Raw genomic sequence first — 26,542 nt, 5'->3', positions numbered from 1 at the left:
CACTCCCTCGCCGTAGCAGCTCCTGCCCATACGTCGAAGAAGGGACCCCGTTATCGACACACTCTTCCAATGACTCACGAAGTCGAGGTCTCCGGCACCACCGTCACCAAGCGCTACACCTCCTGGCCACGAGACGAGCCAGGCCGCGAGTGGGCGGCCCTCACCCTGCTCTCCCAGGCAGCGCCCGACCTGGTCCCTCGGCCTCTGTCCACAGATCCAGCTCCATCGCTGACCATGACAGTCGTCCCCGGCCACCCACTCGCCGGCCAGCTCACCGCGGCCCAACTCACAGCTCTGGGCCAGGCCATCGAGACGCTCTGGTCGATTCCACCCGACGGCTTGGCACAGATCGACCTGCCGGCGCTCGCCGACCGCACGCGCTCCGGTCTGGCCGTACTGCGGGACGGTGCCGGCGTGATCGCTGAGGCTGCCCACATCTGGCTGGAGAACCAGCCGCCCGACCTCAGCGTCGTACAGGACCCTGTGGTCGCGCACGGCGATCCGAACCTCGCCAACTACTTGTGGGACGGCACGCGGGTTCGCATCGTCGACTTCGAGGACGCCGGGCTGGGAGACCGCACCGTCGAGCTGGCGAACCTGGTCGAGCACCTGTCAGGTCGCGAGACCGACTGGACCCCGTTGGTACGGCGCTTCGCTGTGGACCCGCAGCGGTTCCGGGCAGCCCGCTGTCTGTGGGCCGGGTTCTGGCTGACACTGATCGGACCGGGTGGACCTAGCGAGGACCGCAATCCGCCAGGCACCGCTGAGGCACAGGCTAGGCGGGTGCTCAAACTGGCAGTGGGATGACCTCGAGGCGCTCCAGGTCGGCCAGGATGTCGATCTGGGTGATCTTGCCGTCGGCGACGGTGACAGCCATGACACCCATGAGGTGGTCGTTGACGACGGTGATGACCCCCGGTGCACCGTTGATGAGCGCCAGCTGGTTGTACGGCGCCATCCGGCTGAACAGCAGCGCCTGCTCCACGACGGCCTTGGCGCCACGCACCAGCTTCGACACGGCCGGCCCGGCGTACTCCGCACTCGCCGCGCCCGCGTCGGCACGCAGTAGTACTTCCGGGTCGAGCAGCTCGAGCAGAGCCTCGAAGTCGCCGCCGCGGGACGCCGCCATGAACGCCTCGACGACCACCTTCTGCCTGCTCACGTCCCCGTCACTCGCAGGCGCGCCCTGGACCCGCCGCCGCGCCCGACTGGCCAGCTGACGCGTCGCGGCCGGCGACTTGTCCACAATCGTCGCGATCTCGTCGAATCCGACGCCGAACATGTCGTGCAGTACGAACGCCAGCCGCTCCGCCGGCGACAGCGTCTCCAGTACGACGAGCAGCGCGAGCCCGATCGCATCCGCCTGGATGGCCTCTTCCTCCGGCCCCAGCACGCTGATGATCGGGTCCGGGACGAACGTGTCCAGTGAGTCCTCACGTCGCGACTTCCGGCTGCGGAGCTGGTCCAGGCACACCCGCGACACCACAGTGGTCAGCCAGCCCGCCAGATTGCCGACGTCACTCACGTCAGTACGGCTCAGGCGCAGCCAAGCCTCCTGTACGGCGTCCTCCGCCTCGGCCAGCGACCCGAGCATCCGGTACGCGACCGCGCGCAAGTGCCCACGGTTCTGCTCGAACTGCCGAGCCAGCTGCTCGTGGTCCTCCACCGGCGCCTTCTCCTGTCGCATCGCTTCCCTGACGAATGGGAGCACCATGATGTGACAAGGCGCCCGGTCCCCTCATCATGGGGTCATGAGTCAGGTACGTGGTGACTTGGTGTTCGAGGACGACTTCGATGCGTCGTCGCTCGACCGGTCCGTCTGGTCACCGCATTACCTGCCGCAGTGGAGTTCCCGCGCTGCATCCGCAGCGACGTACCAGCTGAGCGACTCGTGCCTGACTCTCAGCATCCCCGTTGACCAGGGGCTGTGGTGCGAGGGCGACCACAAACCCGACCTGCGCGTCTCTGGCGTCCAGTCCGGCAACTACTCGGGTCCGGTCGGCAGCGTGATCGGGCAGCAGCCGTACCGCGAAGGCCTGGTCGTCCGGGAGGAGCAGGAGCCGTTCTGGGGCTGGACTCCGAACGGTGGATACGTCGAAATGCACGCCCGGGCTGATCTCGGTCCACGGTCGATGGTGTCGCTCTGGATGGTCGGACTGCAACAACAGCCGGACCAGTGCGGAGAGATCTGCGTGATGGAGGTGTTCGGGAACGCTCTGGTACCAGGCGAGTCCGCCGCCGTCGGCATAGGTCTGAAGACGATCCGCGACCCCGCCGTACCGCAGGACTTCGAGGCGGTCCGGCTGCCGATCGACCTGCGCGACTTCCACACGTATGCGGTCGAGTGGACCGGCGGTGAGGCGACATTCTTCGTGGACGGCGCCGCGATCCGCAGCTGTCTGGGCGCGCCGACGTACCCGATGCAGCTGATGCTGGCCGTGTTCGACTTCCCGGATCGGTCCGGCCAGGACCACGTTCCCAGCTTCACCGTCGACTACCTCCGTGGATGGAACGTTGCGGAGGCGTTGGTGGCCTGACTAAGGTCGGTGTCATGTTCCAGCGCGCGAGTATGTGGTGGGCCGTCGACCAGACGGCCTGATTCCGCGCGTACCCACCCGGCCGTCTCCTGCGAGGCGGCCGTTGTGATGTCTCCTCGTGGGCGGCCCAGCACCCTCGAGGACACCCGATGGCGACAACACTCCGGACCTGGTCCGGCCTGATCTCCGCACTCCTGGCCGGCTCCCACCTGTCGGCAGCGGACACTGGCTGGGCCATGGATCAACTGGTCCTGGGCGACGCGTCACCGGCCCAGATCTCCGGGTTCCTGATCGCTCTGCGGGCCAAGGGCGAGACCCCTGGCGAGCTGAACGGCCTGGCCGCGGTACTGCGTTCGCACGCAACGCCGGTGCGGATCCGCGGACCGTTCGTGGACATCGTGGGGACGGGCGGCGACCGGACCGGTGCAGCGAACATCTCCACCATGGCAGCAGTGGTTGCAGCCGCTGCCGGCGTCACGGTGGTGAAGCACGGCGGGCGGGCAGCCTCCTCGTCGGCCGGCGGCTCCGGTGATCTGGTCGAGCACCTCGGCGTACCGCTCGACCTGTCGCCTGCCGAGGCTGCACAGGTGGCGGCTGAGGTCGGTCTGACCTATTTGTTCGCTCCACGCTTCAACCCGGCACTGCGTCAGGTCGCCGTCGTACGGCGTGAGCTGGCTGTCCCCACCGCGTTCAACGTACTGGCGCCGTTGCTCAATCCAGCCAACCCTGCAAATCAGCTCGTCGGCGTCGCCAGCGCGCAGATGCTGCCCGTGCTGGCCGGTGCACTCGCCAAGCAGGGCAAGTCAGCTTTGGTGGCGCGCGGTGACGACGGGCTCGACAAGCTCACTACTACTGGCTATTCACGGTTGTGGGTGGTGCATGGCGGCTCCGCGACGGAGACGGTGTTCGATCCACGGTCCCTCGGTCTGCGTCCCTCCACTCTGGCGGATCTGCAGGGTGGTGACCCGGCCTTCAACGCACAGGTCCTTCGTGCTCTTGTGCACGGAGCACAGGGGCCGCTGCGGGACGTAGTACTGCTCAATGCTGCAGGCGCTGTGGCCACACTGTCCCTGGGAGAGGCGCCGCTGCTCGAGCTGCTGGCGGATGCGTTGGAGCGCTGCCGTCACGCTGTCGACACCGGCGAAGCCGCCCGGGTGCTGGAAGCCTGGACCAGTCAGTCGTTGGCGGCCAAGTAGTTGCTGATGGCGTCGATCACCAGCTGTGGATTGCGCAGGCTGGGGTAGTGGTCGGCGCCTGGGATCCAGATGAACTCGCAGCCGGGGATGCGGGCCGCGGCGGCGCCGGCGGCGGCGGTGGCGATCGGTCGGTCATGGTCACCGACCATCACCGTGGTGGGGGCATGGATCTCGTGGAGCCGGTCGTACACAGGCGGCTCGGGCTTGAGGTACATGCCCTGTTCGAACCAGGCCGGGGCGGCAGAGCGGAGCTGAGCGACCACAGCGTCGTCAGTGACGGTTGCCGCCCAGACCGGCAGGCCGAACTCCACCAGGCCATCCACATCCCGATTGGCGATCAGCTCGTCGTACTGCGCGTCCAGGTCCGGCTCTTCCAGGACAGGAAAGCCGCGAACACTCGGGCACAACAGCACGAGGCCGTGGACCCTGTCCGGATGCGTCAGCGCAAAGCTCAGCGCCGTACCGCCACCCATCGAGCAACCGACCAGCACGACCCGCTGCAAGCCCAGCTGCTCCAGCACGGTCACCAGGTCGTCGAGCAGCGAGAACTCTGCGGTCGGCGCCGGAGAGCGCCCGTACCCGCGGACGTCGTACCGCACGATGCGCCGCCCACTGAGCCCGGCCACCACCAGGTCCCACACCTGTGAGTCCCCGGTGCCCGGGTGCAGAAAAACGATCGGTACGCCGTCCCCGGCCAGGTGCTCGGTCCACAGCTCGTCCCGGCCAACCGGAATCCTTAGCTCCATCCCTTCAGCATGCCCGTGCGCTGGTACCAGTGCCGCCCGGCACGCAGGTGCGCCACGAACGCACGTTGCAGCGAGGTGTCCTGGGGGACGCTCGCCAGGTCCAGCGCGCCTTCCGGCACCGGCAGCTGCAGCCCGAGTCGCATCAGCTCGCGATCGCCCTCAGTTGGGTCCTCCGGTGGCAGGAGGGGGGTCAGGTCGAACCGCTGCTGGAACCGGATGATGTTGGAGTCAGGCCGCAGGTACTCCGCCAGCTGTGGGTCCAGCAGCCAGGAGTGGCAGACGAAGCCGTGGACCGGCTCCTCCGGGTACCAGAGCTTGAACGACTCCACCGCAGTGGCGACGGACTCCTCTGACTCCTGTACGTCGAGTGGGCCGCTCGGTGGGATGTGCATCATCAGCAGATGTCCGGAGACGCCGTCGCCCAGACCGAGCTGAGCGCGCGTGTAGTCATGCCGCCCGATCTCGTAGTCCGCGCCGCGGAACCGCAGCGGTGGACCCCACAGCGGCATCAGTCCGACACCAGACCGCCCGAAGACCTGCCGGTGCGTCGCCATCACTCCACCCAGTGCCGACACGGTCGCTTTGGTCACCGAGTCAGGCACACCGCGCTCCGCGTGCAGCTCGAGCAGCCGCGGCAGGCTGGCCAGCAGAGCCCAGGCAGGCGCGAACAACCCGACTGGTGGGGCATCCTGCGGTACGGCGGGCCAGCCTCGGAAGCCGGTCGACGGCAGCGCGAGTCCCATGTCGCGCTCGACCTCACTGGCCAATGCGGATGCGATCGTCCACCACTCCGGGTCGTTGTGTGGATCCGGCCGCGCCGCGAGCATCTCCTCCCGATCGCTCGCGCCCACCCCGCAGTACGCGATCAGCGCCTCGGCGTTGTCGGGCACCCGCAGCCCGTCCCCGACCTCCAGCCCCTGGAACCGCACCCGGTCCCGCTCGGAGAAGCCCACTCGCTCCGCCGCACCCAGAACGTCCACAACCAGTTCCCTCCGTCGTGTTGTCAGTCCCTCGACCCCACCACGGGCCGGGCGTCCCGCGCACGACTTTTGTGTCCGAGGTCACCGCTACGCTCGCGTCAACATCGACGACAAGGGGAGATGGCATGACGAAGTTCGGCCCGTCCGACGACCTGCAGGGGGCGGAGTTCATGGAGGTGAACCTGCGCGGCGCCCGGTTCGTCGAGTCCGATCTGTCCGGTGTGGTGATGCGCGGCATCGACATCCAAGGGACCGAGATCGACTCACCCTGGCTGAACGAGCCCGGAGGTAGCCTGAAGGTCAACGGCATCGACGTGGCGGCGTACGTCGACGCCGAGCTCAACCGGCGCTATCCCGGCCGGGCCGAGCGATTCGCGGAGGACCCGGACGGCCTGCGGGCAGCGTGGGCCGCGACCGAACGCACCTGGGCGACCACAGTCGAACGCGCCGCGAAGATGCCGGTCGGCACAGTCGACGTGGTGGTGGACGGCGAGTGGTCGTTCGCGCAGACGCAGCGGCACCTCGTCCACGCGACCGACGTCTGGCTGGGCCGCGGGATCCTGGAGCTCGACGACCCGTACCACCCACTCGGGCTGAAGTACGGCGGCACCGACGCCCCCGGCACGACGGCCCCGCCGTACGCCGATGTTCTCGAGGCGCGCGCCGGCCGCGTCGCCATGGTTCGCGACTTCCTCGCCACCATCACCCCGGCCGAGCTCGACGCACCCCGCAAGAATCCCCACAACCCCGAACACCCCGAGAGCGTCCGCCACTGCCTCCACGTCATCATCGGCGAAGAATGGGAACACCACCGCTTCGCCACCCGGGACCTCGACACGATCGAGTCCCGCTGACCTGCCGGGGCGCCTGACCCTCGACCTCAGATGTCTTTGCTGTCCGCGAGCATGATCGCCCTCCCATCCTTCGGTAGGTAACTACCTTCAGGACGTTAGGAACGAGCGTTGACGGATCGCTGACGATCCACTGACGGCTAGTGCCGGCGGGCGAGGTGGGCGGTGACCTCGGCGTCGATCTCCACGGTTTCGGGGAGGACCTCGAGGGTTCGGCGGAAGACCTCGTCCCGGTCGGCGGGCGGCAGCATGACGTACGCCGAGACGGTCGAGAGATGTCCGATGAAGTCGTGGGCGCTCATCGTCAGACGCCGTTCGACCACCGACTGCCGGACATCGGTGAACGACTCGGACTGCAGGAGCTCCGTGCCAGGCCACTGCATCGGGCGATCCGCGGGCGTCCCGTCGGGCGACGGGACACCGTCGTACCCCAGGTAGGGCGCACGTGCCACCCGCGCGGCCTCCTGCAGCGCCGGGTCGGCCAGCTGGATCGGCACACCGAACGACGCGAACACGCCACCCGGCCGGACGAGTGCAGCCATCCGGTCCCACCGGCCTTCAGGGTCGGTCCAATGCAGCGCGGCAGCCGAAAACACCAGGTCGTACGACGAATCCAGCGGCAGGTCCTCGAACGCGGCCTGCACGGCCGTGACGTTCGCCGGCACCTGTTTGCGCAGCTCCGCGAGCATGGCCGCGTCAGGCTCGGTTGCCGTGACCGCGATCCCAGCGTCCGCGAACAGCCGGGTCGCCTTCCCTGTCCCAGCGCCGATCTCAAGAGCAGTCCGGACCGGCCCACCGGCGTACGCCATCACCAACTCAAACAGCTCCACCGGATACCCGGGCCGGAACCGCTCGTAAGCCTCCGCCACCGCCCCAAAACTCAACGCCCGCTCAACCATGCGGGCATCCTGACACCTTCCCCATCCCCAGCGCCCGACAATTTCTCAGCTGTCGTCGCGGATCCGGTTCCAACCGCTGTTCAGTGAGGCAAAAATCTGGTCGAGCCGGTCGCGGTAGCCCTCAACGTTCTCCAGCGATCGCCGCATCAGGATCACGGCTCCGTCGCTGTCGGGGAAGAGGTCGAGGATGATCCAGGCCCGAAGCTGCTTGGGATTGCTGACCGGCCAAGGGCCGGTGTGGTGAAGTTGCGATGTGGACAAGGATCCCCGCCGGCGACCGCAACCCGCCGCAGCTGAGAAGACCATGCTGAGCGGGTGGCTCGATTGGCAACGAGAGACGGTGCGTCTCAAGTGCGAAGGTCTCTCCGATGCAGACGCACGTCGCCGGCTCCTGCCAGAAACCTCACCCCAGATGAGTATCGCGTGGCTGGTGTACCACCTCACCAGCGTCGAGCTGGGCTGGTTCGTTCGATCGTTTCTGGGCGAGCCAACACCAACCACACCAAGCCTCTCCGAGCCGTTACCCGTCCTCCTGGACGCCTACGAGGCACAGTGCAAGACCTCACGACGGATCGTCGCCGATCACGATCTTGACGAACTCGAGCGGTGGGCTCCCGACGGGCTACCGCTCGTCTCGCTCCGCTGGATCCTGGGCCACGTGATCGAGGAGACCGCGCGGCACCTCGGACACCTCGACATCCTCCGAGAGCTCACCGACGGGGTGCGAGGCTACTAGCGGGTGCAGAGGCTTGATCGCGCTCAACGCCTCGTCTCGTACCTGGTCAGGACCACGCCGCCGGGAAACGTCCGCGTCTCCACCAGGTTCAGGTTCACCCAGCTGTCCAGCGCGGTGAAGAACGGTCTGCCGCCGCCCACCAGCACCGGATGGGTGACGATCTCGTACTCGTCGACCAGCCCGGCCCGCATGGCCGCGCCGGCGAGCGAGGCGCCGCCGACCCTCATCGGCTCGCCGTCGCCGGCCTTGAGTCGGGTGATCTCCGCTACGGCGTCGCCGGTCACCAGACGGGTGTTCCAGTCGACCTTGTCGATCGTCGAGGAGAACACCACCTTCGGCGTGTCCCGCCAGTTCCGCGCGAACTCGATCTGCGCCGGGGTGGCGTCGGGCTGCTGATCGCCGGTCGGCCAGTGGGAACTCATCGCCTCCCACAGCTTGCGCCCATACATGAACAGCCCGATCGCCAACTCCTGGTCGAGCCACCACTGAAACAGCTCGTCACTCGGCACGCCCCAGCCGATGTCGTCGCCGGGCGCGGCGACGTAGCCGTCCAGTGTCAGGTTCATGCCGTAGACCAATTTCCGCATGGCGCCATGCCTTCCCGTCCGTCCGGCTGCCCGTCACCCCTACCTACTACGAACGCCTCACTCCGGATCCGACAGGCCATCGGCAGAAACTTCCACAGGCCAGGCAACCCTCGGGACGAGATGGGCGGAGGGTGTGGGATTCGAACCCACGATGACGGTCACCCGCCATACCGGTTTTCAAGACCAGCGCACTCGGCCGCTATGCGAACCCTCCTGGCGGTTGCCGCCGAGGGTTGAGGATAGCGCAGGTGGGGTGGGAGGAATCGGCGTGCGGGGGCGGGAGGTGGCCGGTAGGGTCTGGGCAGCGGCGGAGCTACCGCCGGGGTATGGACGGAGGTGAGAGCAATGTCCAGGTCGTTCGAGGACATGGCACGCACCGTCCGGTCAGCGCACTGAACCTGCGCTGACCGGGCCAACCGCACGGCTGCACAGCAGCCGGCGTCCCGTTGAATCGTCATGCCCTCAGGAGTCCCATGCGTTCACTTGGCGCGTTTGCGTTCCCGTCCGAGCTCGGATCAGATTTCCGCAAGATCTGGCCCGCCTCGATCATCTCCAACCTCGGCGACGGCGCCATGGCCGCCGCCGGGCCGTTGCTCGTCGCCTCGATCACCACCCAGCCCGCGGCGGTGGGTGCCGCAGCGTTCGTCCAGCAGCTGCCGTGGCTGCTGTTCGCGCTGTTCAGCGGCGTACTCGTCGACCGTCTCGACCGCCGCCTCATGATTGTTGCCGCTGACACCTTTCGCGCGATCGTCCTGGCCGGTCTCGGTGTCGTCGTACTGCTCGGCACCTCACCTCTCTGGGCGATCTACCTCGCGCTGTTCCTGCTCGGTACGGCGGAAACGCTTGCAGACAACGCATCCGGCGCACTGCTCGTCAGCGCCGTACCGAAGGAGCACCTCGGCAAGGCGAACGCACGGCAGTTCGCCAGCGGCACCGTCCTCCAGCAACTCGGCGGACCACCGCTGGGCGCACTACTGTTCGCGGCAGGCGCAGGCATCCCGCTGGTCTTCGATGCCGTCACCTTCGCCGCCGCGGCTGCCCTGATCGCCCGTGTCGCCGTACGTCCGCCTCTGCCGGACCACTCCACCCGTGCAGCTCTGTTGCACGAAGTCCACGAGGGACTCCGCTGGCTCTGGCAGCATTCCGGCGTACGAACGCTCGCACTGTCGATTCTGGTCATGAACATCACCTTCTGCGCAGCCTTCGCGACCTGGGTGCTCTTCGCCCGCGAACGGCTCGGCCTGACCGAGACACAGTTCGGTCTGCTTATCTCGGTCGGCGCGGTGGGCGGTGTGCTCGGTATGCCGACGTACCACTTCCTGGAGCCACGGATCGGCTCCGTGACCCTGCTCCGCGCCGGTCTGGTCATCGAAACGACGGTCCACCTCGTGCTGGCGCTCACCAGGAACCCGTGGGTCGCTGGCGCGACTATGGCGGTTTTCGGCGTGCACGCCGTGGTGTGGGGCATCGTCTCGACTACTACGCGTCAGCTAGCCACTCCGGACGCCCTGATGGGCAGGGTGAACAGCGTGTACCTGCTGGCCTCGGTCGGTGGTGCTGCGATCGGTTCGGTGCTGGGCGGCGTACTGGCGCAGCGGTTCGGGCTGGCCGCTCCGTTCGCGATCGCATTCGTGGCCATGGTGCTGATGACCGCGGTTGCGTGGCGCCCGCTCCGGCATGTCTCCGTACGGCGGGTGCCTGCAGCAGACTGAAATCGAATGGAACGGTCTGGAGAACGCTTGCTAGAGTTCGCCAGCCGCCGAGATGACCGATGGGAGCGTTCCGCCATGCCCGCAGCCACGTCACTCGGTCTGCCGAACGTCCGCGGCCGGGTACCGCTGCTGGCGGGTCTCGCGATCGACTCGTTCGGCGGCGGCTGCGCGGGACCGCTCCTGCTGCTGTTCTTCAACAAGGTCGCCGGCATCCAGCTCGGCACGGCCGGTCTGACCTTGACCATCGCCGCCCTGTTCTCCATCGCGGCGCCGGGTGCGGTGGGATTGATCGTCGACCGGGTCGGACCGCGCAACATTGTGGTGGCGGCACAGTTCGCCCAGGGGCTGGCGTTCACCGGCTTCTTCTTCGGCCGGTCGATCTGGGTGCTGTTCCTGTGTGCGCTGGTGATGACGACCGGGCAGCGCGTGTTCTGGTCGGCGATCTTCAGTCTGCTCGCGGACGTCGCCGACGATGGCGAGCGGGACAAATGGTTCGGGCTGGGCGGGATGATGCAGGCCGGCGGTCTGGCGCTCGGCGCGCTGGCGGCCGGCGGGCTGCTGCAGATCGGCGGCAAGACACCGTTCCTGGTCGCCATGGCGGTCAATGCGGTGACGTTCTACCTCGCCGGTCTGCTCCTGCTGCGACTGCATCCTTCGCACCACGAGCGGACCAACCAAGACACCGGACCAGCGCCGCTGCTCCGCAAGGACAAGACCTTCCTCGTTCTGATCGGTGCGAATACCCTGCTGGCGCTCTGCACGATGATGCTGGGGGTCGGCGTACCGGTGTACGTCACCGAGGCGCTGACGGTTCCGAAGTGGCTGGTCGGTGTCCTGATCGCGGCGACGTCCGTGGTCCTGGCGACGAGTCAGACACTCGTGGTCCGGCACACCGAACGGCGGCGACGGACCGACGTCATGGTGGTCGCCGGCATCGTCTATGCGGCGTGGGCGGTGCTGATGGCGCTGCAGGTGCACATCGCGGCCGGATGGGTCGTGCCGGTGCTGGTGCTGGCCACGGCTTGCTACGCGTTCGCCGACGTACTGCACGCGGCGACCAACAACGCGCTGTCGGCCGCCGTCTCGCCGGTGATCGGGCGGGGCAAGTACCTGTCGTACTGGCAGTACTCGTTCGCCTTCTCGAGCGTGCTTGCGCCAGTGTTCTTCGCCAAGCTCTTCGAGGCTCGTCACGAGTTGCCGTGGCTGGCGCTCGCTGTCCTCGCGCTGGTCGCGAGTCTGACGATCTACATCCTCGCCCGCGTCGCGCCGCGGCTCAGCTCCGCGCGAATCTGACCGGTCCAGGCAGGCCGTTTCCTGACCTGTCAGGATGCGTTGCATCTGATCGAACATCTGTTCTAATGTTGGCTCAGTTCGCGGTTCTCCACCCGGATTGTCCGATGGACCGAGCCTCCCACCTCTGATGTGGACGGCCCGGAGGACACCGCCGCCCGGGTTGTGAGGACCCGGGCTGTGGAGAGTCCGCACACAAGCCTGGTACAGCTGGAGCGAGGTGATCACGCAACGAGAGGACAGCGACAGATGCTGCTGGAACACCGCGGCCGACGACCGGTCGTGCCCGAATCCGCGTACGTCGCACCATCGGCCGTGCTCTGCGGCGCCGTCGTCCTTGGCGAAGGCAGCAGAGTCCTGCACGGTGCTGTGCTGACGGCGGAGAACGGCGAGGTCAGGCTCGGCGAGAACAGCGTGGTGATGGAGAACGCCTTGGTGCGCGGCCGGGCCGACCATCCCGCCCTGATCGGCGACGCGGTCCTGATAGGTCCCCATGCACACGTGAACGGCGCCACGGTCGAGGACGAAGTCTTCATCGCCACGGGCGCCGCGTTGTTCCCCGGTTCCGTCGCCGGCGCAGGCGCGGAGCTCCGGATCAACAGCGTGCTGCACGTGAATTCGCGCCTGGAAGCGGGCACGGTCCTCCCGATCGGATGGATCGCAGCCGGCGACCCGGCCCAGCTCTTCTCCCCGGACCGGCACGAGGAGCTGTGGCAGGTCCAACGCGAACTGGACTTCCCCGGCACGGTGTACGGCGTTCCGCGCGACACACCGCTGCGCGAGATCATGGCCCGCCAGTCGGCCTTCTACGGCAGCCACCGCACAGATCGCCCACTGGACCCAACCTGAGCCGGGCAGCGACCAACTCGTCTGACGCCCGGGGGATCAGGTGGTGGTCAGTGTGTGGAGTTCGAAGCGGCGGATCTGGGTGGGCGAGGTGCCCGCGCAGGTGAGTCGGGCGTCGACGGTGTCGAGGTGGGCTGACACCTCGACGGAGATCGATCCGCTGGAGGTTCCGTTAGGCGGTGCCGTGGGTGCGAGGAGGATTCGCCAGTGATGGTCGGGAAGCTGCTGGACAGACTGTGGGAGGAGGTTGTCGACGGCGAGTGAGTGACCGGCTGCGCGAGCGAAGTGCTGTGCGGCTTGTACGGGTGGGATGAACGCACCTGATCCACGGAGGAGATCGGGTACGACGACCCCCTCGTCGTGCCGTCGTGCGAGCTCGATGGCGCGGGTTGGTGGGACGTGCCCGTAGAAGAGTCCGTGCGGGAGGACGACGACGTTTGCCGCGAAGCGATCGCCACCGATGTGGCTGCACTCCCAGGTCCGCTCCCGGTGCGCGGCTGCCAACGCGGCGGCGACCGGACGGCCACGTACAGCGCAGCACGCGTCGTGACGCCCGTGCGTACACACGAGATAGACAGGCTCGTGGCTAACCCTGCCTGGATCTTTGCCGGCGAGTACGTCGAGCAGATGTTCGTCCGTCGGCAACGGCCCCCAACGAATCGATTCACGTCCAGGCCTGCAGTCCACCAAGCCCCACCGTCGACCCCGCGTCCGATCCACCCGCCCGTACCGCCGGACCAGCACCAGCCGAATCCCCAACTCCCGGCACACCCGCCCAACCACGGCCCCCAGCCCCGCATCACCAGGGCCGGCCAAGCTGTGGTGGAGGGCGTTGAGGGCCTGGCGGGGCCAGGGAGTGTGGGATTCGATCAGGAGCCAGCGTTCGGCGGGTGGGGCGGTGGCGATCAGGGAGTCGTGCCGGAGATCGGCCTGAGCTGCGCAGCCTGTCTCCGGTCGGTATCCAGCGTCCCCGCGGTCCACAGCACCTCACAATTCCACACCAGCTCACACTATTGTTGCCGCCTACAACTAGTTGGCGCACCAACTTCAGTTGTCGGTTGCCACTACTACGGATTCGGTGAGCAAGCGACGGACCAGCACCAGTTGGTCGGCGTCGTCCAGGGCGGGAAGGTTGCCTACCTTGCAGTCGGCGCCTGAGGTGAGTTCGGTGACGGCTGCTGCGGTGGCTGACGGGAACGTGATCGTGCGATCCGGTAGTTGGAGGACGACCGGGTCGCCGGGGATGACGCGACAGCGAAGGCCGGCGCGGAGGCGGACCGTCGTACCCACGGAGAGGGAGGCGATCGAGGCGGCATGGGCCAGCGGTGGGAGGGGCGCTGGACGGTTGCCGGACCAGGTACGGCGGCGGAGTCGAGCCGCCAGCGCGTCTGGGTTCGCGGACTGGATCTCCTGTGTGAAGAGCTCGACCACAGCCGGCAAGAGCTCGGCGAGCTGTTCCGGGTCGCCGGGGTCGAAGCCGAGAGGTAGTGCGGTGCGCAAGGCGGCCTGGTTGGCGGCCAACCCGGCCAGCTCCTGTACGAGGAGATAGCGCGTCAGCGTGTGCAGTCCGACCGTCAGGTGGGCGCTGACTCCGCCCAGCGCCTTGGCAGCGTGCAGGAACCCGCGCGGTACGTACAGCGCGTCACCAGGTCGCAGTACCTCGTCGATCACCGGGGCGTTGTCGCGCGCGGCCGCGGCGACGCCCTTGGCGTGGTCCGTCCACGGCTGGTTGCGGAGCGGGTCGAGGTGCACCGGTTCGTGGACGGTCCAGTGCTTCTCGCCAGCCACTTGCAGTACGAAGACGTCGTGTACGTCGTAGTGCGCGGAGAAGCCCTGCGACTCGGCAGGGGTGATGTACGCGTTGATCTGCACCGGATGACCCGCGTCCGCCGACAGCTGAGTTGAGAAGTCGACGAGTGCTGGCCAGGTCCGATGTAGTGCCTGCAGTACGACGGTGTGGCCGCTGGCGAACAGCGCCGCCACCTTGTCGTCGCGTATCTGGTCGGCGACGTCCGCGCCCGCGCCTGCCGGTCCGGTGAACTGGCTGTCTCCCACGACCGATCCGTTCTTGGCGATGCGCAGGAACGGCGTCCGCAGGCCGCGGCGGGACAGCAGCTCGTCCACGGCCTCCAGACTGAACAGGTCGTCGTACGGCGCAGGTAGGTCCGGGCCGTGCGACAGGAGCGCGCGCGAACCCCAGTAGGAATTGGCGAACTCGTTCAGATCTCCTGCCACGCAACGCCGGAGCGCCGGGCACTCATCCCGCAGCAACCCGCCGACGCTCGGCTGAGGGTTCGCATCCCTCGGCCGGGAGATGCCAGGCGATGTTGGGTTGGTTTCGGGCGGGAGAGACCCGGCGTCCGGCATGACACTCACCAGCTTCCGGAGTTCCCGCCGCCGCCATCGCCTCCACCGGCACCACCGCCGGCTCCACCATCCGCTCCACCGTCAGCCCCGCCGTCCGATGCGCCCTCGTTCGCGCCACCATCCGCAGTACCTTCGCCGTAACTACCCGAGCCACCGCCAGCACCACCGTCAGCGCCGCCATCCGAGGCACCCTCGTTCGCGCCACCGTCCGCAGTGCCCTCGCCGTAACCACCCGAGCCACCGCCGGCACCGTCACCAGCACCGCCGTCGGCGCCACCGTCCTGCGCACCCTGCGAGGCGCCACCGTCGGCCGGGCCCTCGCCGACGCCGCCGGCACCACCATCGGCACCGCCGTCAGCGCCACCATCCGACGACGAGCTGTCGCCGTACCCAGCCGAGGTGTTGCCGCCCGAGCCTCCGTACCCGCCGGCGCCGCCGTCGGCACCCCCATCGGTCCCGCCAGAGTTGGCGCCACCGTCGGCCAGACCTTCGCCACCTTCGGACGAGGTGTTCATGTCGTCGTCGCTGAGACCCATTGTGCTGCTCCCTTCGCAAATGGCCAGAAAGATGCCCGGGACATCATCAACGGGCACCCTGGCCATCTTGTGCGCAAAACGGAGCTCGGCTAAACCCCCCGAGCGTTACAGCGCCAACTCGATTCAGCCGCAGTCACGAAAGCCGAGCAGAATCACCGAACCAGATCGGCGAGCACCTTCACGAACCCATCCATGACATCCTCCGGCCGCACCGCGATCCGCAACCAGTCCGGCCCCAACCCGGGGAACGTGTCCCCGCGCCGCACCGCAAATCCCTGCCCACGCAGGGATTCCCGCACTTCACCAGCTCCCGCGACCTGCACGAGAACGAACGGCGCCCGCGCCACACCGTACGTCGAAATTCCAGGCACCGTAGCGAGCTTGTCAAGCAGGTGGACACGCTGCCGGGAAATGTCCAGCGCAGCCTGTGCCGCTTCCGCCACGGCACGCTCGTTGCTGCAGGCAATGGCCGCTGCGAGAGCAGGAGTGGACACCGGCCACTGCGGTTGAACGGCTGACAATTGTTCGATCAAACTCGGGCTCGCGAGCACATATCCAACGCGCAGCCCGGCAAGTCCCCAGGTCTTGGTCAGGCTGCGCACGACCACGAGTCCTGGGATGGACGCGCCGACGAGGGACTCCGGCTCACCCGGTACGGCGTCCATGAACGCCTCGTCGACGACCAGGATCCGGTCGGGCCGCGCCAGCTCGCGCAGGGCATCGGCGGGGTGGAGCACCGATGTCGGGTTGGTGGGGTTACCGATGACAACCAGGTCGGCATCCGCCGGTACGGCGGACGGGTCCAGCACGAAACCGTCCTCCGGCCGCAGGATCACCCGGTCGACCAGGTGGCCCGCCGAACGCAACGCGGCCTCAGGCTCCGTGAATTGCGGATGAACGACGACCGGATGCCGTGGCCGGAAGGCCCGCGCGATCAGCACGAACGCCTCCGCCGCCCCGGCAGTGAGCAGCACCCGATCCGGCGCGACACCGTGCCGCCTGGCGACCGCGTCGACGGCCGCAGCGGACCGTGGGTACGCCGCAAGGTCCGTCAGGCTCGCCGTGATCGCATCGACCAGCCAGGCCGGCGGCGTACCTGTGCGCACGTTGACAGCGAGGTCGACCAGTCCCTCGCCGACCTCTAGATCGCCGTGATGCTCCAGATCAAACGCATCCACCACGCCAGGAGGTTAACGTGTCAGCGACTCTTCGTGACCAGTGAGTCCGCACATTGGGCCGCCAGCGCAGCATTCGGGCGACCGGCGGCGCCCGCGAGATCAGCGCGGCGTGACGGAGTACCGGCGGTTCTGGAGTGACGGATTGCGTTTGCGTACGTCGGCCAGTCGCTCGCCCGTGATCTCCGCGAACGCGTGTCCGTCCGACTCGCCGACCGACGCCAGCGCGATGCCCTGTGGGTCGATGACCTGGCTGAGTCCGCAGTACTTCTTGCCGTTCTGCGCGGCCGCTGCGACGTAGCAAGTGTTCTCCACCGCCCGCGCGGTGAGCAGTGTGGTCCAGTGGTGCTCTTTGAGCGGTCCGCGTACCCAGGCGGCCGGGATGACGAGCACCTCTGCCCCAGCGTCGATCAGCGCGCGGGAGAGCTCTGGGAAGCGCAGGTCGTAGCAAGTCATCAGACCGAGCTTCCGGTCGCCCACCTGAACCACCACGGGCGCCACGTCTCCCGCCGTCAGCTGATCGGACTCCTTGTACCCGAATGCGTCGTACAGGTGGATCTTGCGATAGGCGCCGAGCAGTGCGCCGTCCGCACCGACGGCCAGCAGCGTGTTGTACGGGCGATGCTGGTCGCAGCTGCGTTCGAACATGCCGGCCACGATTGTCACGCTGTGCTCGACCGCAGCCTTCCGGAGCGTCGCGACGAACTCACCGTCCAGGGACTCGGCCGCCTCCGCCACCGACTCACCCTCGACCGCGAAGTCGGACATGATCGCCTCGGGCAGGACGACGAGGTCAGGCCGGCCCTGCGCAGCGTCCGCGACCAGGCGGGCAACCAGGTCCCGGTTGGCGGCCTTGTCGTAGCTACTGGCGCTCTGCACCACGGCGATCCTCATTCCTCCATGGTGCCGCACAACCCAGCGACTAGCCTGCCTGCGTGGAGTTTGACGCGGTGGTGCTGGCTGGGGGCGGGTCCACTCGGTTCGGCGGGGTGGACAAGGCGATGCTGGTGCTCGACGGGGTGACGTTGCTGGATCGGGTGTTGGCGGCCACGGCCGGCGCGGTCACGACGGTGGTGGTCGGGCCGGTGCGGACGACGTACCGCGAAGTCGACTGGACCGTGGAGGATCCGCCGTCGGGCGGGCCGGTGGCCGGGCTGGCGGCCGGGCTCCAGCGAGGTACGGCGCCGGTTGTCGTGGTGGTGAGCTGCGATCTGCCGTGGCTGACGCAGAACGACGTGGCGACCCTCGTCGACGAGCTCGGCGAGTACGACGGGCACGGGCTGCGCGACACGTCCGGACAGGAGCAGCAGCTGGCGACGGCGTACCGGCGTACCGCGTTGGCCGAGGCGATCCGCCGCGTCGGCGATCCGCGGGACAAGTCGGTACGACGTACGCTCGCCGGCCTCGACCTGACCTGGACCGCACCGACGCGGGCCGGCGACGACGTCGACACCTGGGCGGATCTGGACGACTGAAAACCGCTGGACGCCAGCCATAGGTTCAACGCATGGATGTCGCGCGTCTGGTCAGCGAGGTCACGGGGCTCGAGGCCGGTGAGGTCGTCGAGCGGACCGGTGGCCAGCTCAGCACCGTCTACGAAGTACGCACCAACGACGACCCGCTGATCGTGAAGGTCTACGCGCCGGAGTGGGCCTGGAAGCAGGCCAAGGAAGTCCACGTCTACGGGATGCTGGAACAGCAGCTCGACGGCTCGATCCCGCGCGTGGTGCACGTCGGCGACAGCGTCACGATTCTCACCAAGCTCGACGGCGTTCCGCTGTCCGAGCTCGAGCCGCCGGACTGGCGCGCGACGTACGCGCAACTGGGCGAGCTCCTGCAGCGGATCCATCGCATCGAGCAGCCTGCGTACGGCTATCTGACCGACCAGATCCTCGATCCTCTGCCGGACAACGAGCAATACATGGGTCGCCAGTTCGCCAAGAAGCTCGCAGAGTTCGAGCAGCTCGGCGGAGACCTCAAGCTGCACGCGAAGATCGGCGCGCACATCGAGGAGCGCAAGCACCTGTTCGCGCACAACGAGGCCGCCGTCCTGTGCCACAACGACTTCCACGAAGGCAACGTGCTGGTCGATCCGGGCACCTGGCGCGTCACCGGCTTCATCGATGTCGAGAACGCGATCGCGGCCGACCCGCTCGTCGACCTCGCCAAGACGATCCAGTACTCCGCGCACGACCACGCCGAGAAACTCGCCGGCCTCAGCGACGGGTACGGCGCCGTGCCGGCGGACCGGATCGACCTCTACCGGCTCTACCACTCGCTCGAACTATGGGACTGGTTCCAGTCGATAGGCGAGACCACTTACCTCGAGAGCATCGCCCGGGACATGGAGCAGCTCGTCGCGGACTGAGAGTAGGTTGTGGACCATGCGAGCTGTCGTGTGTGAGGGTGCCGGCGGAATCGAGGTCCTCGGGGTCGGCGAGATCCCGGATCCGCAACCGGCCGTCGACGAGGTCGTCATCGACGTCGTCGCCGCGGGCGTGAACCGGGCGGATCTCCTGCAGCGGCAGGGCTTCTACCCGCCGCCGCCCGGCGCTCCCGGCACGATCGGCCTCGAGGTGTCCGGCCGGATCGCCGCGGTCGGCGCCGAGGTCGAGGGCTGGTCCGTCGGCGACGAGTGCTGTGCGCTGCTGGCCGGCGGCGGGTACGCCGAGAAGGTCGTCGTACCCGCTCCGCAGGTGATGCCTGTCCCGGACGGACTCGACCTGGTCAGCGCCGCCGCCCTGCCCGAGGTGGTCGCGACCGTCTGGTCGAACATCTTCATGACCGCGCACCTCAAAGCCGGCGAGACCCTGCTGGTGCACGGCGGCTCGTCCGGGATCGGTTCGATGGCGATCCAGCTCGGCGTCGCGCACGGCGCGCGGGTGCTGACCACGGTCGGCAGCAAGGAGAAGATGGAGTTCTGCACCCGGCTCGGTGCGGACGTCGCCATCAACTACAAGGACGCCGAATGGGCCTCCGTGGTCCACGAGGCCACCAACGGCGCGGGCGCCGACGTGATCCTCGACATCATGGGCGCGAAGTACCTGACCGACAATGTGAAGTCGCTCGCGTACGACGGACGCCTGGTGGTGATCGGGATGCAGGGCGGCGCGAAGGGCGAGGTGGACCTCGGCCGGCTGATGAGCCGGCGCGGCTCGATCATCGCCACCGGCCTGCGGTTCCGCTCGGTCGAGGACAAGGGCCGGATCCTCGCCGAGGTGGTCGGCCACGTCTGGCCATTGATCGCGGCGAAGAAGGTCCGCCCGGTCGTCCACTCCACCTTCCCCCTCGCCGAGGTGGCCAAGGCGCACGAGACCCTCGAGCAGTCGACCCAGCTAGGCAAGGTTCTGCTGACCCTGTAGGTTCGCCGCCACCCACTCGGGGTCGGGCTCGACCAGTTGGATGACGTCGAGCCAGGTGCCGGCGGGGTCGCGGACGAAGAAGTGGCGTTGGCCGAACACCTCGGTCACCGGCTCGGTCTCGAGGCGGACGCCACCTTCGGTCAGCTGGGCGGCGACCTTGTCCGCGTCGTCGACGATGAAGCCGAAAACGCATGCGCTCTCGGTCTGCGCCGACACCGCTGCCGGAACGGTTGGATGGCCACGCTCGCAGATCGCCAACTCCCAGTCCGCCGTACCCCGGCGGAGGGTGACGAACCAGCCGAGGTCGATCCCGACCTGCAGGTCCAGGTACTGCGTGTAGAAGGCGGCGACCTCGGAAGGCCGGTCGGTGACGACGGTCGCGCCGAATGCCGCGGGGTGCATACGTTCTCCTGACTACTACAGCTGTTGTTGTTGTGTACGACAGTTGTAGTGGAACCCTGCTAGCCTGTCAACATGCCCCGGAATCCGGAACGCCGTACCCAGCTCGCCGACGCCGGCCTGGCCGTCCTCGCGGAGGCCGGCGCCCGCGGGCTCACGCATCGCGCCGTGGACGCCGCCGCCGGGCTGCCGGCGGGGACGGCGTCCAACTACTTCAAGACCCGCGACGCACTGCTCGGCGCCCTCGGGGAGCGGATCTTCGAGCGCCTCGCGCCGGACGCGGCCGTACTGGAGCCGCTCGCCGGACGTATGCCGGACGTCGATCTGATGACCGACTACGTGCGCTACATCGTCGAGCGGCTGCTCGGCCGCCCCGAGCTCTCGCTCGCCTTACTGGAGCTCCGCCTCGAGGCCGCCCGCCGCCCGGGCCTGCACGAGATCCTGTCGCGGACCATCCGGCAGGGTTTCGATGCCGACGTCGCGTTCAACTCGAACGCCGGCCTGCCTGGCGGCGCGGAGGAGATTCGCCTGCTGCACTTCGCGATCGACGGCCTGGTGCTCGATCAGCTGACCCCGGGCACCGGCCATCCGTACGACGTCGACGCGACCACGGCCCGGCTGGTCCGCCGCCTTACCCAGAAGGACTGACCGCGACCTCGGGGTACGCGACGGGGTACGGCGGTGTGCTCGTGATGCGCCATTGGCCACAAGCACACCGCTGGTAGACGACCAGGCCTTCGCTGACCTGGTGGGCGGAGACTGCGCTCCAGCGATGCCGATGGGTTTCTGTCATGAACCCATCGTGATGTAATGGCATTATGCATCTCAACCCTTACGGCGCGGACGCCGTCCTGCTGGCGGTCAACCTGGTCACGCGGCCGGCGACCACACCGGAGGAGCTGGCGGAGCGGTGCGAGGAGAGCGGCGTCGAGAGCCGGCTCGTGCGCGAGCGTCGCGTCACCGCCGCGGACCTGGAGGCTGTCCAGGTCGCGGTCGAGGAATGGCTCGAGATCGTGGACGCCGAGGACGAGCGGACGCGCGTCGATCTGGTCAACGCGATGCTCGCGAAGTACACCGAGCATCCGCGGCTCACCAACCACGCGGGCGACGGCTGGCACATGCACTACCGCCCCGAGAACGTCCCGGTCGGGCGCCTGGTCGCGACGCTGATCAGCACCGGTACTGCGTTGCACCTGGCCGGCCGCGGCATCACCCGGCTCGGCCGCTGTGCCACCGAAGGCTGCGACAACGTGTACGCCGACCTGTCCCGTACCGGCCGCCAGCGCTACTGCAGCCCCACCTGCGCCAACCGCGACGCCGTACGCCGCCACCGCGCTCGCGCATCATAGGGACGCCTAGGATGGGGAGATGAGCGAGAGCAGCAGCGAGGGCCAGGGAGTTCCGATGGCCGGGGCGAGGACCGAGGACGGCAAGGTGCTGATCGTCGGGCCCGACGGCATGGCCGTCGAGGGTCCGCCGCGCTCCGACGACGACCACGAGCACGGCGACGAACCGCGTTCGGTGACCGAGCTGGTCGAGCAGCCGGCCAAGGTGATGCGGGTCGCCAACATGATCCGGCAGCTGCTGGAAGAGGTGAAGTCGGCTCCGCTCGACGAAGCGTCCCGGGCGCGGCTGCGCTCGATCCACGAGGCGTCGATCAAGGAGCTGGAGAGCGGCCTGGCGCCGGAGCTGGTCGAAGAGCTGGAGCGGCTGAGTCTCGACTTCACCGACGACAGCACGCCGACCGACGCCGAGCTGCGGATCGCGCAGGCGCAGCTGGTGGGCTGGCTGGAGGGCTTGTTCCACGGCATCCAGACGGCGTTGTTCGCACAGCAGATGGCGGCGCGTCAGCAGCTGGAGCAGATGCGTCGCGCGCTGCCCGGCGGCCAGCAGTTGCCGCCCGACGAGCACCCCGGCTTCCCGGGTGGGCCGCAGGCCGGCACCACCGACGGGCCCGGCAGCGGCGGGATGTATCTGTAACGCCTTATTTCAAAGGCTGTAACAACTCCTCGAGGACGGCGGCGACGCCGTCCTCGTCGTTCGAGGGGCAGACCTTGTCCACCAGAGCAAGTACGTCGGGATGCGCGTTGGCCACGCCGTACGACGTGCCGGCCCAGGCGAGCATCGGTAGATCGTTGACGGAATCACCGAAGGCGATCGTCTCAGCAGCCGAGATTCCTTGCTCTGCGGCGAAATCGGCCAGCATCGCCGCCTTCGAGACACCCGTCGCAGAAATCTCGACCAAACCGTGACCGCCGCTGTGGCTGGCCGTGACTCGTTGGCCGACCAACGGTGCGATCAGGGCCAGCAGGTCGTCCGAGTCCATGCCCGGATGCCGCACGAGCAGCTTTGCGGCCGGCTCCGAAACTAGCTCCTCCACCGCCGCGATCAACGTGTTGTCAGGTTGAGGCCAGCGATTGAGATAGACCGGTTCCTGTCCGTAGCGGTCCGGTCGCTCGATCGCGAACTGCACGTCGGGGATCGCCGTCCGGATCGCGTGCGCGACGTCCAGCGCGACCGCGGGATCGATCAATCGGGTCCGAATCGCCTTACGGTGCAGGACGTCGTACAAAATAGCGCCGTTGGCAACTATCGCAATTCCGTGATCGCCGACCAGGTGCGGCAGGTCGTGCAGCCAGCGGGGTGGCCGCGCAGTGACCATCACGAAAACACTTCCGGCGCGCTGCGCCGCGAGCACCGCTGTCAAGGTGCGGGGGGACACGGTTCCATCACTGCGGACGAGCGTTCCGTCGAGATCAGTGGCTATCAGGCGGGGGTACTGCGAAGCCGTCACGAGGCCACCGTATCCTCGTCGGAGCCGGCCTCGCATTACTCCTCCGGACGCCCCGGGCGCAAGCCGTACGACGCCGGTTTCAGCCCTTTTTGACTTATCTGATTGAGCTTTTGACAACGTCATCAGACCGTTACGGCAGGATGCTGCAAAGGCAGCAAGTTCCCCTGCGCTGCACGGTTGGCGCGTGATTTCATGCGTTGGTCTGGTGGGGAACCGGCGGCTGTTCGGCCGCGTCCTAAGCGTGTTCTGGATCAGCGCGACTGATGCCGCCCCACCCCGTGAGCACACACAAACGTCGAAGAACTGTTGTGGAATTGGCTGCAACCAAAACCGCGCCAGTGACGTCAAGAGTTATGGATCGGTGCGTCCCGCGCCCGGGACGACACGGTGGGCCGGCAACAAAGCGCGGGTCCATCAGCTAGCGGATCCGTGTGGACGAACGTAATTCACCGTTCGTTCACTCGGGTCTTGATACTTGGGGAGCCTTGATGACCGTCAACAGCGCCAATCTAGCGGGGCCGGGGGGCAGCAGCTCCCGAGCGGCTGTCGACACATCTTCCATCAGGGAGGGGGCAATGACCGGCTGCATCGCCCGCTCCGACATCTTTCAGCACCGCCTGATGGAAGAACCGCCGCCCGCGTCCGCAACCCGTCGTACGCGGGAGCGGTACGAACAGCTTGTCCGCGAGGCAAAGGCGTTGTGCGCGTCCTGCCCGCTCTTCACCGACTGCCTGTACAGCGCCGTCGCCGAGCACGACGTGAGCGGCTTCGTCGCCGGAACCACTGCTGTACAACGGCGTTCGATCCGCAACCTGCTCGACGTCGAGGTGCAGGCCGACGACTTCGACCAGCTCGCCGGTGCGCGAGGCACGCGCCGTCCGGTGAGCCACGAAGAGGTCCTCCGGCTGCGCACGCAGTACCCGAACGACAGCCTGGAGTCCCTGGCCATGCGGCTGGGTTGCTCGCTGTCGACGGTGAAGCGGCACCTGCGCCGTGCGCGGCGCGGTCAGAGCCCGGCCGCCAAGACGCCGCGGCCGCGGCCCGAGGTCAACGCGGTGCTGGACGCGTTCGACACCGTCGTCGACCACCAGCAGTGCCAGCCGCGCCGGACCGGCAGCAGCCGGGTCGCCTGACTCCGATACTCGGCCCGCCAGCGGACTATCGGAAAGACCAGGCCCGGAACTCCTGTAAAAACAGGGGTTCCGGGCCTTTCGGTTGCCTACAGCAATGTTGGTCGTGTCAACCCTTTCGAGTCTGCCCGAAAAGGGTTGGCGTCAGAACCAGCGGTTGAGTATCGTGGCGACGCCGTCGTCCTGGACGGACTTGGTCACCTCGTCGGCGGCCACCTTCACCTCGTCAGGAGCCGAGCCCATGGCGATACCGAGACCTGCGTAGGTGAGCATCTCGATATCGTTGCGTCCGTCACCGATCGCGAGCAGGCCGGACGGCTCGAGGTCGTACTGCGCGAGCGCGACCTTCAGCCCGGTCGACTTGTCCACACCTTCGGGCGCGATGTCGAGCCAGGCGGTCCAGCCGACGAAGTAGCTGACGCCGTGCAGGCCGAGGCGTTCCGCCAGCCGGACGAAGTCGCTCTCGGACTGGTCCGGATCGCGGATGATCAACCGGGTCACGGGCTGCGGCGCGAGCTCGTCGTCGCCGACCACGCGGATCCTGGCATCACGCCCGAGGTCGCCGTCCGGGAACGGCGCGGTGACCAGGTAGGTGCCGTCGGACTCCTCGACCGCCATCCGCGCGTTCGGCGCATACCTGCGCACCGACGTGATCACCGTCGACGGGTCGAACGTCCGCTCGTCGACGACCTCGCCGTCCGGGAACCGCATCGTCCGCGCACCGTTGCTACAGACAACGAATCCGCCGGCCGGCAGGCCGAGCCGCTCGGCCACCGGTTTGGTGGTCGACCAGGCCCGGCCGGTGGCCAGGATCACCGGCACCTGCGCGGCGGTACGGCGGACGGCGTCGACGACCGCGGCCGACATCCCCTCGTCGTGATCGATCAACGTCCCATCGATGTCCAGGGCAACGGCCGTCGGCCGCGGGCCCCAGGTCATTGGGCCTCCCGGCCTGGACTGAGGAGCGTAGGGTGCGAAGCGACCGGAGCGACGAGGGAAGGCCGGGAGTTACAGCCCAATGACCCGCCGCGACGGAGTCGCGGCATTAACACCGTCATTTGGCGACCGGTTCGAGGACCTCGCGGCCACCTACGTACGGACGGAGGGCGGTCGGTACGCGGACCGAACCGTCCTTGAGCTGGTGGGTCTCCAGGATGGCGACCATCCAGCGGGTGGTGGCCAGCGTCCCGTTCAGCGTCGCGACCGGCTGCGTCTTGCCGTCGGCGTCGCGGTGCCGGATGTTCAGCCGGCGGGCCTGGAAGTCCGTGCAGTTCGACGTCGAGGTCAGCTCGCGGTACCGGCCCTGCGTCGGCACCCACGCCTCGCAGTCGAACTTCCGGTACGCCGAGATGCCGAGGTCACCGGTCGCGGTGTCGATCACCCGGTAGCTCAGCTCCATCTTGTCGAGCATCTCCTTCTCCCAGGCCAGCAGCCGCAGGTGCTCGGCGGCAGCGTCCTCGAGCCTGCAGTAGGAGAACATCTCGACCTTGTCGAACTGGTGGACGCGGATGATCCCGCGGGTGTCCTTCCCGTGCGACCCGGCTTCCTTGCGGTAGCAGGACGACCACCCGGCGTACCGGATCGGGCCCGCGGTCAGGTCGAGGATCTCGTCCATGTGGTACCCGGCCAGCGCGACCTCCGACGTACCGGTCAGGTACAGCTCGGGGTCCTCGAGCCGGTAGACGTCGTCGTGCGCCGACAGGTACCCGGTGCCGCCCATCACCTCGGGCTTGACCAGCGTCGGCGTGATCATCGGGGTGAAGCCGTTCTCCATCGCCTGCTGGACCGCCAGCTGGAGCATGCCGAGCTGGAGCAGCATCCCGGCGCCCTTGAGGAAGTAGAACCGGGCGCCCGAGATCTTCGCGCCGCGCTCCATATCGATGGCGCCGAGCAGCTCGCCCAGCTCCAGGTGGTCGCGGGGCTCGAACCCCTCGGCGGCGAAGTCGCGCGGCTTGCCGACCTCCTCCACCACCACGAAGTCGTCCTCGCCGCCGACAGGGGCCTCGTCGGAGACCAGGTTCGGCAGGGCGGCGGCCAGCTCGTCGTACCGGCGGCCGGCGTCGTTCGCGGTGGCCTCGTTGGCCTTCACCTCGGCGGCCAGCGTCTTGGTCCGGTCCAGCAGCGCGGTGCGCTCGTCGCCCTTGGCCTGGGCGACCTGCTTGCCGAGCGTCTTCTGCTCGGCCCGGAGCGCCTCGAAGGCGGAGATGGACGATCGACGCTCACTGTCGGCGACCAGAATCTGGTCGACCAGGTCCGTACTCTCGCCGCGCTTGGTCAGGGCCGCGCGGATGGCATCGGGGTTCTCACGGAGCAGTTTCGCGTCAATCACACCCTGAGGGTATCGGGGCGTGTCTGAACCGGCGAAGTGTATTCGGGATGATGGGGTGGCGTCAGGTGAC

The 26,542-nt window shown here is 67.9% G+C and carries 30 protein-coding genes and 1 tRNA gene; 15 read left to right on the top strand and 16 right to left on the bottom strand.

Annotated features, from left to right (window positions below; genetic code table 11):
• Nucleotides 1-69 precede the first annotated feature (69 nt).
• The gene (locus tag OHA18_RS15735; RefSeq protein ID WP_329004830.1) at nucleotides 70-807 is read left to right on the top strand and encodes an aminoglycoside phosphotransferase family protein; all 738 of its coding nucleotides are present in this window, start codon (nucleotides 70-72) and stop codon (nucleotides 805-807) included.
• Here the strand turns inward: OHA18_RS15735 and sigJ are convergent.
• Complete coding sequence (gene sigJ / locus OHA18_RS15730) at nucleotides 788-1,687, bottom strand: RNA polymerase sigma factor SigJ (RefSeq protein WP_329004829.1); 900 nt, start codon at nucleotides 1,685-1,687, stop codon at nucleotides 788-790. The two genes, OHA18_RS15735 and sigJ, sit on opposite strands and share 20 nt — an antisense overlap.
• A gap of 64 nt (nucleotides 1,688-1,751) precedes the next feature.
• On the opposite strand from sigJ, the gene OHA18_RS15725 reads away from it, so the two are divergent.
• Both OHA18_RS15725 and trpD read left to right on the top strand, forming a co-directional pair.
• A complete protein-coding gene (locus OHA18_RS15725) occupies nucleotides 1,752-2,537 on the top strand; it encodes a glycoside hydrolase family 16 protein (protein WP_329004828.1) in 786 nt (261 codons plus the stop codon).
• A 149-nt stretch (nucleotides 2,538-2,686) separates the two neighbouring features.
• Complete coding sequence (trpD, locus tag OHA18_RS15720) at nucleotides 2,687-3,733, top strand: anthranilate phosphoribosyltransferase (RefSeq protein ID WP_329004827.1); 1,047 nt, start codon at nucleotides 2,687-2,689, stop codon at nucleotides 3,731-3,733.
• Here the strand turns inward: trpD and OHA18_RS15715 are convergent.
• Complete coding sequence (locus OHA18_RS15715; protein WP_329004826.1) at nucleotides 3,712-4,479, bottom strand: alpha/beta fold hydrolase; 768 nt, start codon at nucleotides 4,477-4,479, stop codon at nucleotides 3,712-3,714. The genes trpD and OHA18_RS15715 overlap by 22 nt on opposite strands.
• Complete coding sequence (locus OHA18_RS15710) at nucleotides 4,470-5,459, bottom strand: acyltransferase domain-containing protein (RefSeq protein ID WP_329004825.1); 990 nt, start codon at nucleotides 5,457-5,459, stop codon at nucleotides 4,470-4,472. The genes OHA18_RS15715 and OHA18_RS15710 overlap by 10 nt, the downstream gene beginning before the upstream one ends.
• Before the next feature lie 125 nt (nucleotides 5,460-5,584).
• Here OHA18_RS15710 and OHA18_RS15705 point away from each other — a divergent pair, with 125 nt between their 5' ends.
• Nucleotides 5,585-6,313 (top strand): DinB family protein, encoded by a 729-nt coding sequence (locus OHA18_RS15705; RefSeq protein ID WP_329004824.1) that lies wholly within the window; start codon nucleotides 5,585-5,587, stop codon nucleotides 6,311-6,313.
• A 137-nt stretch (nucleotides 6,314-6,450) separates the two neighbouring features.
• On the opposite strand, the gene OHA18_RS15700 is transcribed toward OHA18_RS15705, so the two are convergent.
• Nucleotides 6,451-7,209, bottom strand: a complete 759-nt coding sequence (locus OHA18_RS15700) for a class I SAM-dependent methyltransferase (protein WP_329004823.1) — start codon at nucleotides 7,207-7,209, stop codon at nucleotides 6,451-6,453.
• A 45-nt stretch (nucleotides 7,210-7,254) separates the two neighbouring features.
• A complete protein-coding gene (locus OHA18_RS15695; RefSeq protein ID WP_329004822.1) occupies nucleotides 7,255-7,470 on the bottom strand; it encodes a hypothetical protein in 216 nt (71 codons plus the stop codon).
• A gap of 43 nt (nucleotides 7,471-7,513) precedes the next feature.
• Here OHA18_RS15695 and OHA18_RS15690 point away from each other — a divergent pair, with 43 nt between their 5' ends.
• Complete coding sequence (locus OHA18_RS15690) at nucleotides 7,514-7,945, top strand: DinB family protein (RefSeq protein ID WP_329006115.1); 432 nt, start codon at nucleotides 7,514-7,516, stop codon at nucleotides 7,943-7,945.
• Nucleotides 7,946-7,968: 23 nt separating this feature from the next.
• Here the strand turns inward: OHA18_RS15690 and OHA18_RS15685 are convergent, their stop codons facing one another.
• On the bottom strand, nucleotides 7,969-8,532 hold the full coding sequence (locus OHA18_RS15685; protein WP_329004821.1) for a dihydrofolate reductase family protein: 564 nt from the start codon (nucleotides 8,530-8,532) through the stop codon (nucleotides 7,969-7,971).
• Between the two features lie 125 nt (nucleotides 8,533-8,657).
• Nucleotides 8,658-8,746 (bottom strand) — tRNA-Ser (locus tag OHA18_RS15680).
• 259 nt (nucleotides 8,747-9,005) lie between these two features.
• Between OHA18_RS15680 and OHA18_RS15675 the strand changes: the two genes are divergently transcribed.
• The 3 genes from OHA18_RS15675 (at nucleotide 9,006) to OHA18_RS15665 (ending at nucleotide 12,383) form a co-directional block, all read left to right on the top strand.
• Entirely contained in the window at nucleotides 9,006-10,244 is a 1,239-nt protein-coding gene (locus tag OHA18_RS15675) for an MFS transporter (protein ID WP_329004820.1), read from the top strand.
• Nucleotides 10,245-10,319: 75 nt separating this feature from the next.
• Nucleotides 10,320-11,537 (top strand): MFS transporter, encoded by a 1,218-nt coding sequence (locus OHA18_RS15670; protein WP_329004819.1) that lies wholly within the window; start codon nucleotides 10,320-10,322, stop codon nucleotides 11,535-11,537.
• Between the two features lie 246 nt (nucleotides 11,538-11,783).
• Entirely contained in the window at nucleotides 11,784-12,383 is a 600-nt protein-coding gene (locus OHA18_RS15665; protein WP_329004817.1) for a gamma carbonic anhydrase family protein, read from the top strand.
• Between the two features lie 36 nt (nucleotides 12,384-12,419).
• Here OHA18_RS15665 and OHA18_RS15660 read toward each other — a convergent pair whose 3' ends face one another.
• The 5 genes from OHA18_RS15660 to OHA18_RS15640 all read right to left on the bottom strand — a co-directional run bounded on the left by OHA18_RS15660 (nucleotide 12,420) and on the right by OHA18_RS15640 (nucleotide 17,352).
• Entirely contained in the window at nucleotides 12,420-13,361 is a 942-nt protein-coding gene (locus tag OHA18_RS15660; RefSeq protein ID WP_329004816.1) for a sucrase ferredoxin, read from the bottom strand.
• A gap of 66 nt (nucleotides 13,362-13,427) precedes the next feature.
• Complete coding sequence (locus tag OHA18_RS15655) at nucleotides 13,428-14,615, bottom strand: cupin domain-containing protein (protein WP_329004815.1); 1,188 nt, start codon at nucleotides 14,613-14,615, stop codon at nucleotides 13,428-13,430.
• A gap of 137 nt (nucleotides 14,616-14,752) precedes the next feature.
• A complete protein-coding gene (locus OHA18_RS15650) occupies nucleotides 14,753-15,283 on the bottom strand; it encodes a BatC protein (protein WP_329004814.1) in 531 nt (176 codons plus the stop codon).
• 152 nt (nucleotides 15,284-15,435) lie between these two features.
• The gene (gene cobC, locus OHA18_RS15645; protein ID WP_329004813.1) at nucleotides 15,436-16,464 is read right to left on the bottom strand and encodes an Rv2231c family pyridoxal phosphate-dependent protein CobC; all 1,029 of its coding nucleotides are present in this window, start codon (nucleotides 16,462-16,464) and stop codon (nucleotides 15,436-15,438) included.
• 96 nt (nucleotides 16,465-16,560) lie between these two features.
• Nucleotides 16,561-17,352, bottom strand: a complete 792-nt coding sequence (locus tag OHA18_RS15640; RefSeq protein WP_329004812.1) for a carbon-nitrogen hydrolase family protein — start codon at nucleotides 17,350-17,352, stop codon at nucleotides 16,561-16,563.
• Between the two features lie 41 nt (nucleotides 17,353-17,393).
• Here OHA18_RS15640 and mobA point away from each other — a divergent pair, with 41 nt between their 5' ends.
• From mobA to OHA18_RS15625, 3 genes are read left to right on the top strand one after another with little or no spacing between them, the layout of a single operon-like run.
• Nucleotides 17,394-17,933, top strand: a complete 540-nt coding sequence (gene mobA / locus OHA18_RS15635; RefSeq protein ID WP_329004811.1) for a molybdenum cofactor guanylyltransferase — start codon at nucleotides 17,394-17,396, stop codon at nucleotides 17,931-17,933.
• A gap of 32 nt (nucleotides 17,934-17,965) precedes the next feature.
• Entirely contained in the window at nucleotides 17,966-18,826 is an 861-nt protein-coding gene (locus OHA18_RS15630; RefSeq protein WP_329004810.1) for a phosphotransferase family protein, read from the top strand.
• Nucleotides 18,827-18,842: 16 nt separating this feature from the next.
• Nucleotides 18,843-19,820, top strand: coding sequence for an NAD(P)H-quinone oxidoreductase (locus OHA18_RS15625; RefSeq protein WP_329004809.1), 978 nt, complete (start codon nucleotides 18,843-18,845; stop codon nucleotides 19,818-19,820).
• On the opposite strand, the gene OHA18_RS15620 is transcribed toward OHA18_RS15625, so the two are convergent.
• Nucleotides 19,794-20,222 carry a VOC family protein gene (locus tag OHA18_RS15620; RefSeq protein WP_329004808.1) on the bottom strand — a complete coding sequence of 143 codons (429 nt, stop codon included), beginning with the start codon at nucleotides 20,220-20,222 and terminating at the stop codon, nucleotides 19,794-19,796. The two genes, OHA18_RS15625 and OHA18_RS15620, sit on opposite strands and share 27 nt — an antisense overlap.
• 72 nt (nucleotides 20,223-20,294) lie before the next feature.
• On the opposite strand from OHA18_RS15620, the gene OHA18_RS15615 reads away from it, so the two are divergent.
• From OHA18_RS15615 to OHA18_RS15605, 3 genes are all read left to right on the top strand, one after another.
• Nucleotides 20,295-20,867: a TetR/AcrR family transcriptional regulator gene (locus OHA18_RS15615; RefSeq protein ID WP_329004807.1), complete on the top strand. Its 573-nt coding sequence runs from the start codon at nucleotides 20,295-20,297 to the stop codon at nucleotides 20,865-20,867.
• Nucleotides 20,868-21,037: 170 nt separating this feature from the next.
• Nucleotides 21,038-21,568, top strand: a complete 531-nt coding sequence (locus OHA18_RS15610; RefSeq protein WP_329004806.1) for a CGNR zinc finger domain-containing protein — start codon at nucleotides 21,038-21,040, stop codon at nucleotides 21,566-21,568.
• Between the two features lie 19 nt (nucleotides 21,569-21,587).
• Nucleotides 21,588-22,199: a bacterial proteasome activator family protein gene (locus tag OHA18_RS15605; protein WP_329004805.1), complete on the top strand. Its 612-nt coding sequence runs from the start codon at nucleotides 21,588-21,590 to the stop codon at nucleotides 22,197-22,199.
• Nucleotides 22,200-22,203: 4 nt separating this feature from the next.
• On the opposite strand, the gene OHA18_RS15600 is transcribed toward OHA18_RS15605, so the two are convergent.
• The gene (locus OHA18_RS15600) at nucleotides 22,204-23,013 is read right to left on the bottom strand and encodes an HAD family hydrolase (RefSeq protein ID WP_329004804.1); all 810 of its coding nucleotides are present in this window, start codon (nucleotides 23,011-23,013) and stop codon (nucleotides 22,204-22,206) included.
• A gap of 575 nt (nucleotides 23,014-23,588) precedes the next feature.
• Here OHA18_RS15600 and OHA18_RS15595 point away from each other — a divergent pair.
• A complete protein-coding gene (locus tag OHA18_RS15595; protein ID WP_329004803.1) occupies nucleotides 23,589-24,146 on the top strand; it encodes a WhiB family transcriptional regulator in 558 nt (185 codons plus the stop codon).
• Between the two features lie 141 nt (nucleotides 24,147-24,287).
• On the opposite strand, the gene OHA18_RS15590 is transcribed toward OHA18_RS15595, so the two are convergent.
• Entirely contained in the window at nucleotides 24,288-25,082 is a 795-nt protein-coding gene (locus OHA18_RS15590; protein WP_329004802.1) for an HAD family hydrolase, read from the bottom strand.
• Nucleotides 25,083-25,197: 115 nt separating this feature from the next.
• Entirely contained in the window at nucleotides 25,198-26,472 is a 1,275-nt protein-coding gene (gene serS / locus OHA18_RS15585) for a serine--tRNA ligase (RefSeq protein WP_329004801.1), read from the bottom strand.
• Nucleotides 26,473-26,542 lie beyond the last annotated feature (70 nt).

This window comes from Kribbella sp. NBC_00709, assembly GCF_036226565.1.
In the GTDB taxonomy this organism is placed as follows: Bacteria; Actinomycetota; Actinomycetes; order Propionibacteriales; family Kribbellaceae; genus Kribbella.
Note: the sequence above shows the minus strand (reverse complement) of the source record. Positions and strands in the feature narration are given on the sequence as shown.

Bases quoted from the DNA above. Each gene is read 5' to 3' on its own strand.
- OHA18_RS15735 (WP_329004830.1), top strand. From the start codon at position 70: ATGACTCACGAAGTCGAGGTCTCCGGCACCACCGTCACCAAGCGCTAC.
- sigJ (WP_329004829.1), bottom strand. From the start codon at position 1,687: ATGCGACAGGAGAAGGCGCCGGTGGAGGACCACGAGCAGCTGGCTCGG.
- OHA18_RS15725 (WP_329004828.1), top strand. From the start codon at position 1,752: ATGAGTCAGGTACGTGGTGACTTGGTGTTCGAGGACGACTTCGATGCG.
- trpD (WP_329004827.1), top strand. From the start codon at position 2,687: ATGGCGACAACACTCCGGACCTGGTCCGGCCTGATCTCCGCACTCCTG.
- OHA18_RS15715 (WP_329004826.1), bottom strand. From the start codon at position 4,479: ATGGAGCTAAGGATTCCGGTTGGCCGGGACGAGCTGTGGACCGAGCAC.
- OHA18_RS15705 (WP_329004824.1), top strand. From the start codon at position 5,585: ATGACGAAGTTCGGCCCGTCCGACGACCTGCAGGGGGCGGAGTTCATG.
- OHA18_RS15700 (WP_329004823.1), bottom strand. From the start codon at position 7,209: ATGGTTGAGCGGGCGTTGAGTTTTGGGGCGGTGGCGGAGGCTTACGAG.
- OHA18_RS15690 (WP_329006115.1), top strand. From the start codon at position 7,514: ATGCTGAGCGGGTGGCTCGATTGGCAACGAGAGACGGTGCGTCTCAAG.
- OHA18_RS15685 (WP_329004821.1), bottom strand. From the start codon at position 8,532: ATGCGGAAATTGGTCTACGGCATGAACCTGACACTGGACGGCTACGTC.
- OHA18_RS15675 (WP_329004820.1), top strand. From the start codon at position 9,006: ATGCGTTCACTTGGCGCGTTTGCGTTCCCGTCCGAGCTCGGATCAGAT.
- OHA18_RS15670 (WP_329004819.1), top strand. From the start codon at position 10,320: ATGCCCGCAGCCACGTCACTCGGTCTGCCGAACGTCCGCGGCCGGGTA.
- OHA18_RS15665 (WP_329004817.1), top strand. From the start codon at position 11,784: ATGCTGCTGGAACACCGCGGCCGACGACCGGTCGTGCCCGAATCCGCG.
- OHA18_RS15650 (WP_329004814.1), bottom strand. From the start codon at position 15,283: ATGGGTCTCAGCGACGACGACATGAACACCTCGTCCGAAGGTGGCGAA.
- OHA18_RS15640 (WP_329004812.1), bottom strand. From the start codon at position 17,352: ATGAGGATCGCCGTGGTGCAGAGCGCCAGTAGCTACGACAAGGCCGCC.
- OHA18_RS15630 (WP_329004810.1), top strand. From the start codon at position 17,966: ATGGATGTCGCGCGTCTGGTCAGCGAGGTCACGGGGCTCGAGGCCGGT.
- OHA18_RS15625 (WP_329004809.1), top strand. From the start codon at position 18,843: ATGCGAGCTGTCGTGTGTGAGGGTGCCGGCGGAATCGAGGTCCTCGGG.
- OHA18_RS15620 (WP_329004808.1), bottom strand. From the start codon at position 20,222: ATGCACCCCGCGGCATTCGGCGCGACCGTCGTCACCGACCGGCCTTCC.
- OHA18_RS15615 (WP_329004807.1), top strand. From the start codon at position 20,295: ATGCCCCGGAATCCGGAACGCCGTACCCAGCTCGCCGACGCCGGCCTG.
- OHA18_RS15610 (WP_329004806.1), top strand. From the start codon at position 21,038: ATGCATCTCAACCCTTACGGCGCGGACGCCGTCCTGCTGGCGGTCAAC.
- OHA18_RS15605 (WP_329004805.1), top strand. From the start codon at position 21,588: ATGAGCGAGAGCAGCAGCGAGGGCCAGGGAGTTCCGATGGCCGGGGCG.
- OHA18_RS15595 (WP_329004803.1), top strand. From the start codon at position 23,589: ATGACCGGCTGCATCGCCCGCTCCGACATCTTTCAGCACCGCCTGATG.
- OHA18_RS15590 (WP_329004802.1), bottom strand. From the start codon at position 25,082: ATGACCTGGGGCCCGCGGCCGACGGCCGTTGCCCTGGACATCGATGGG.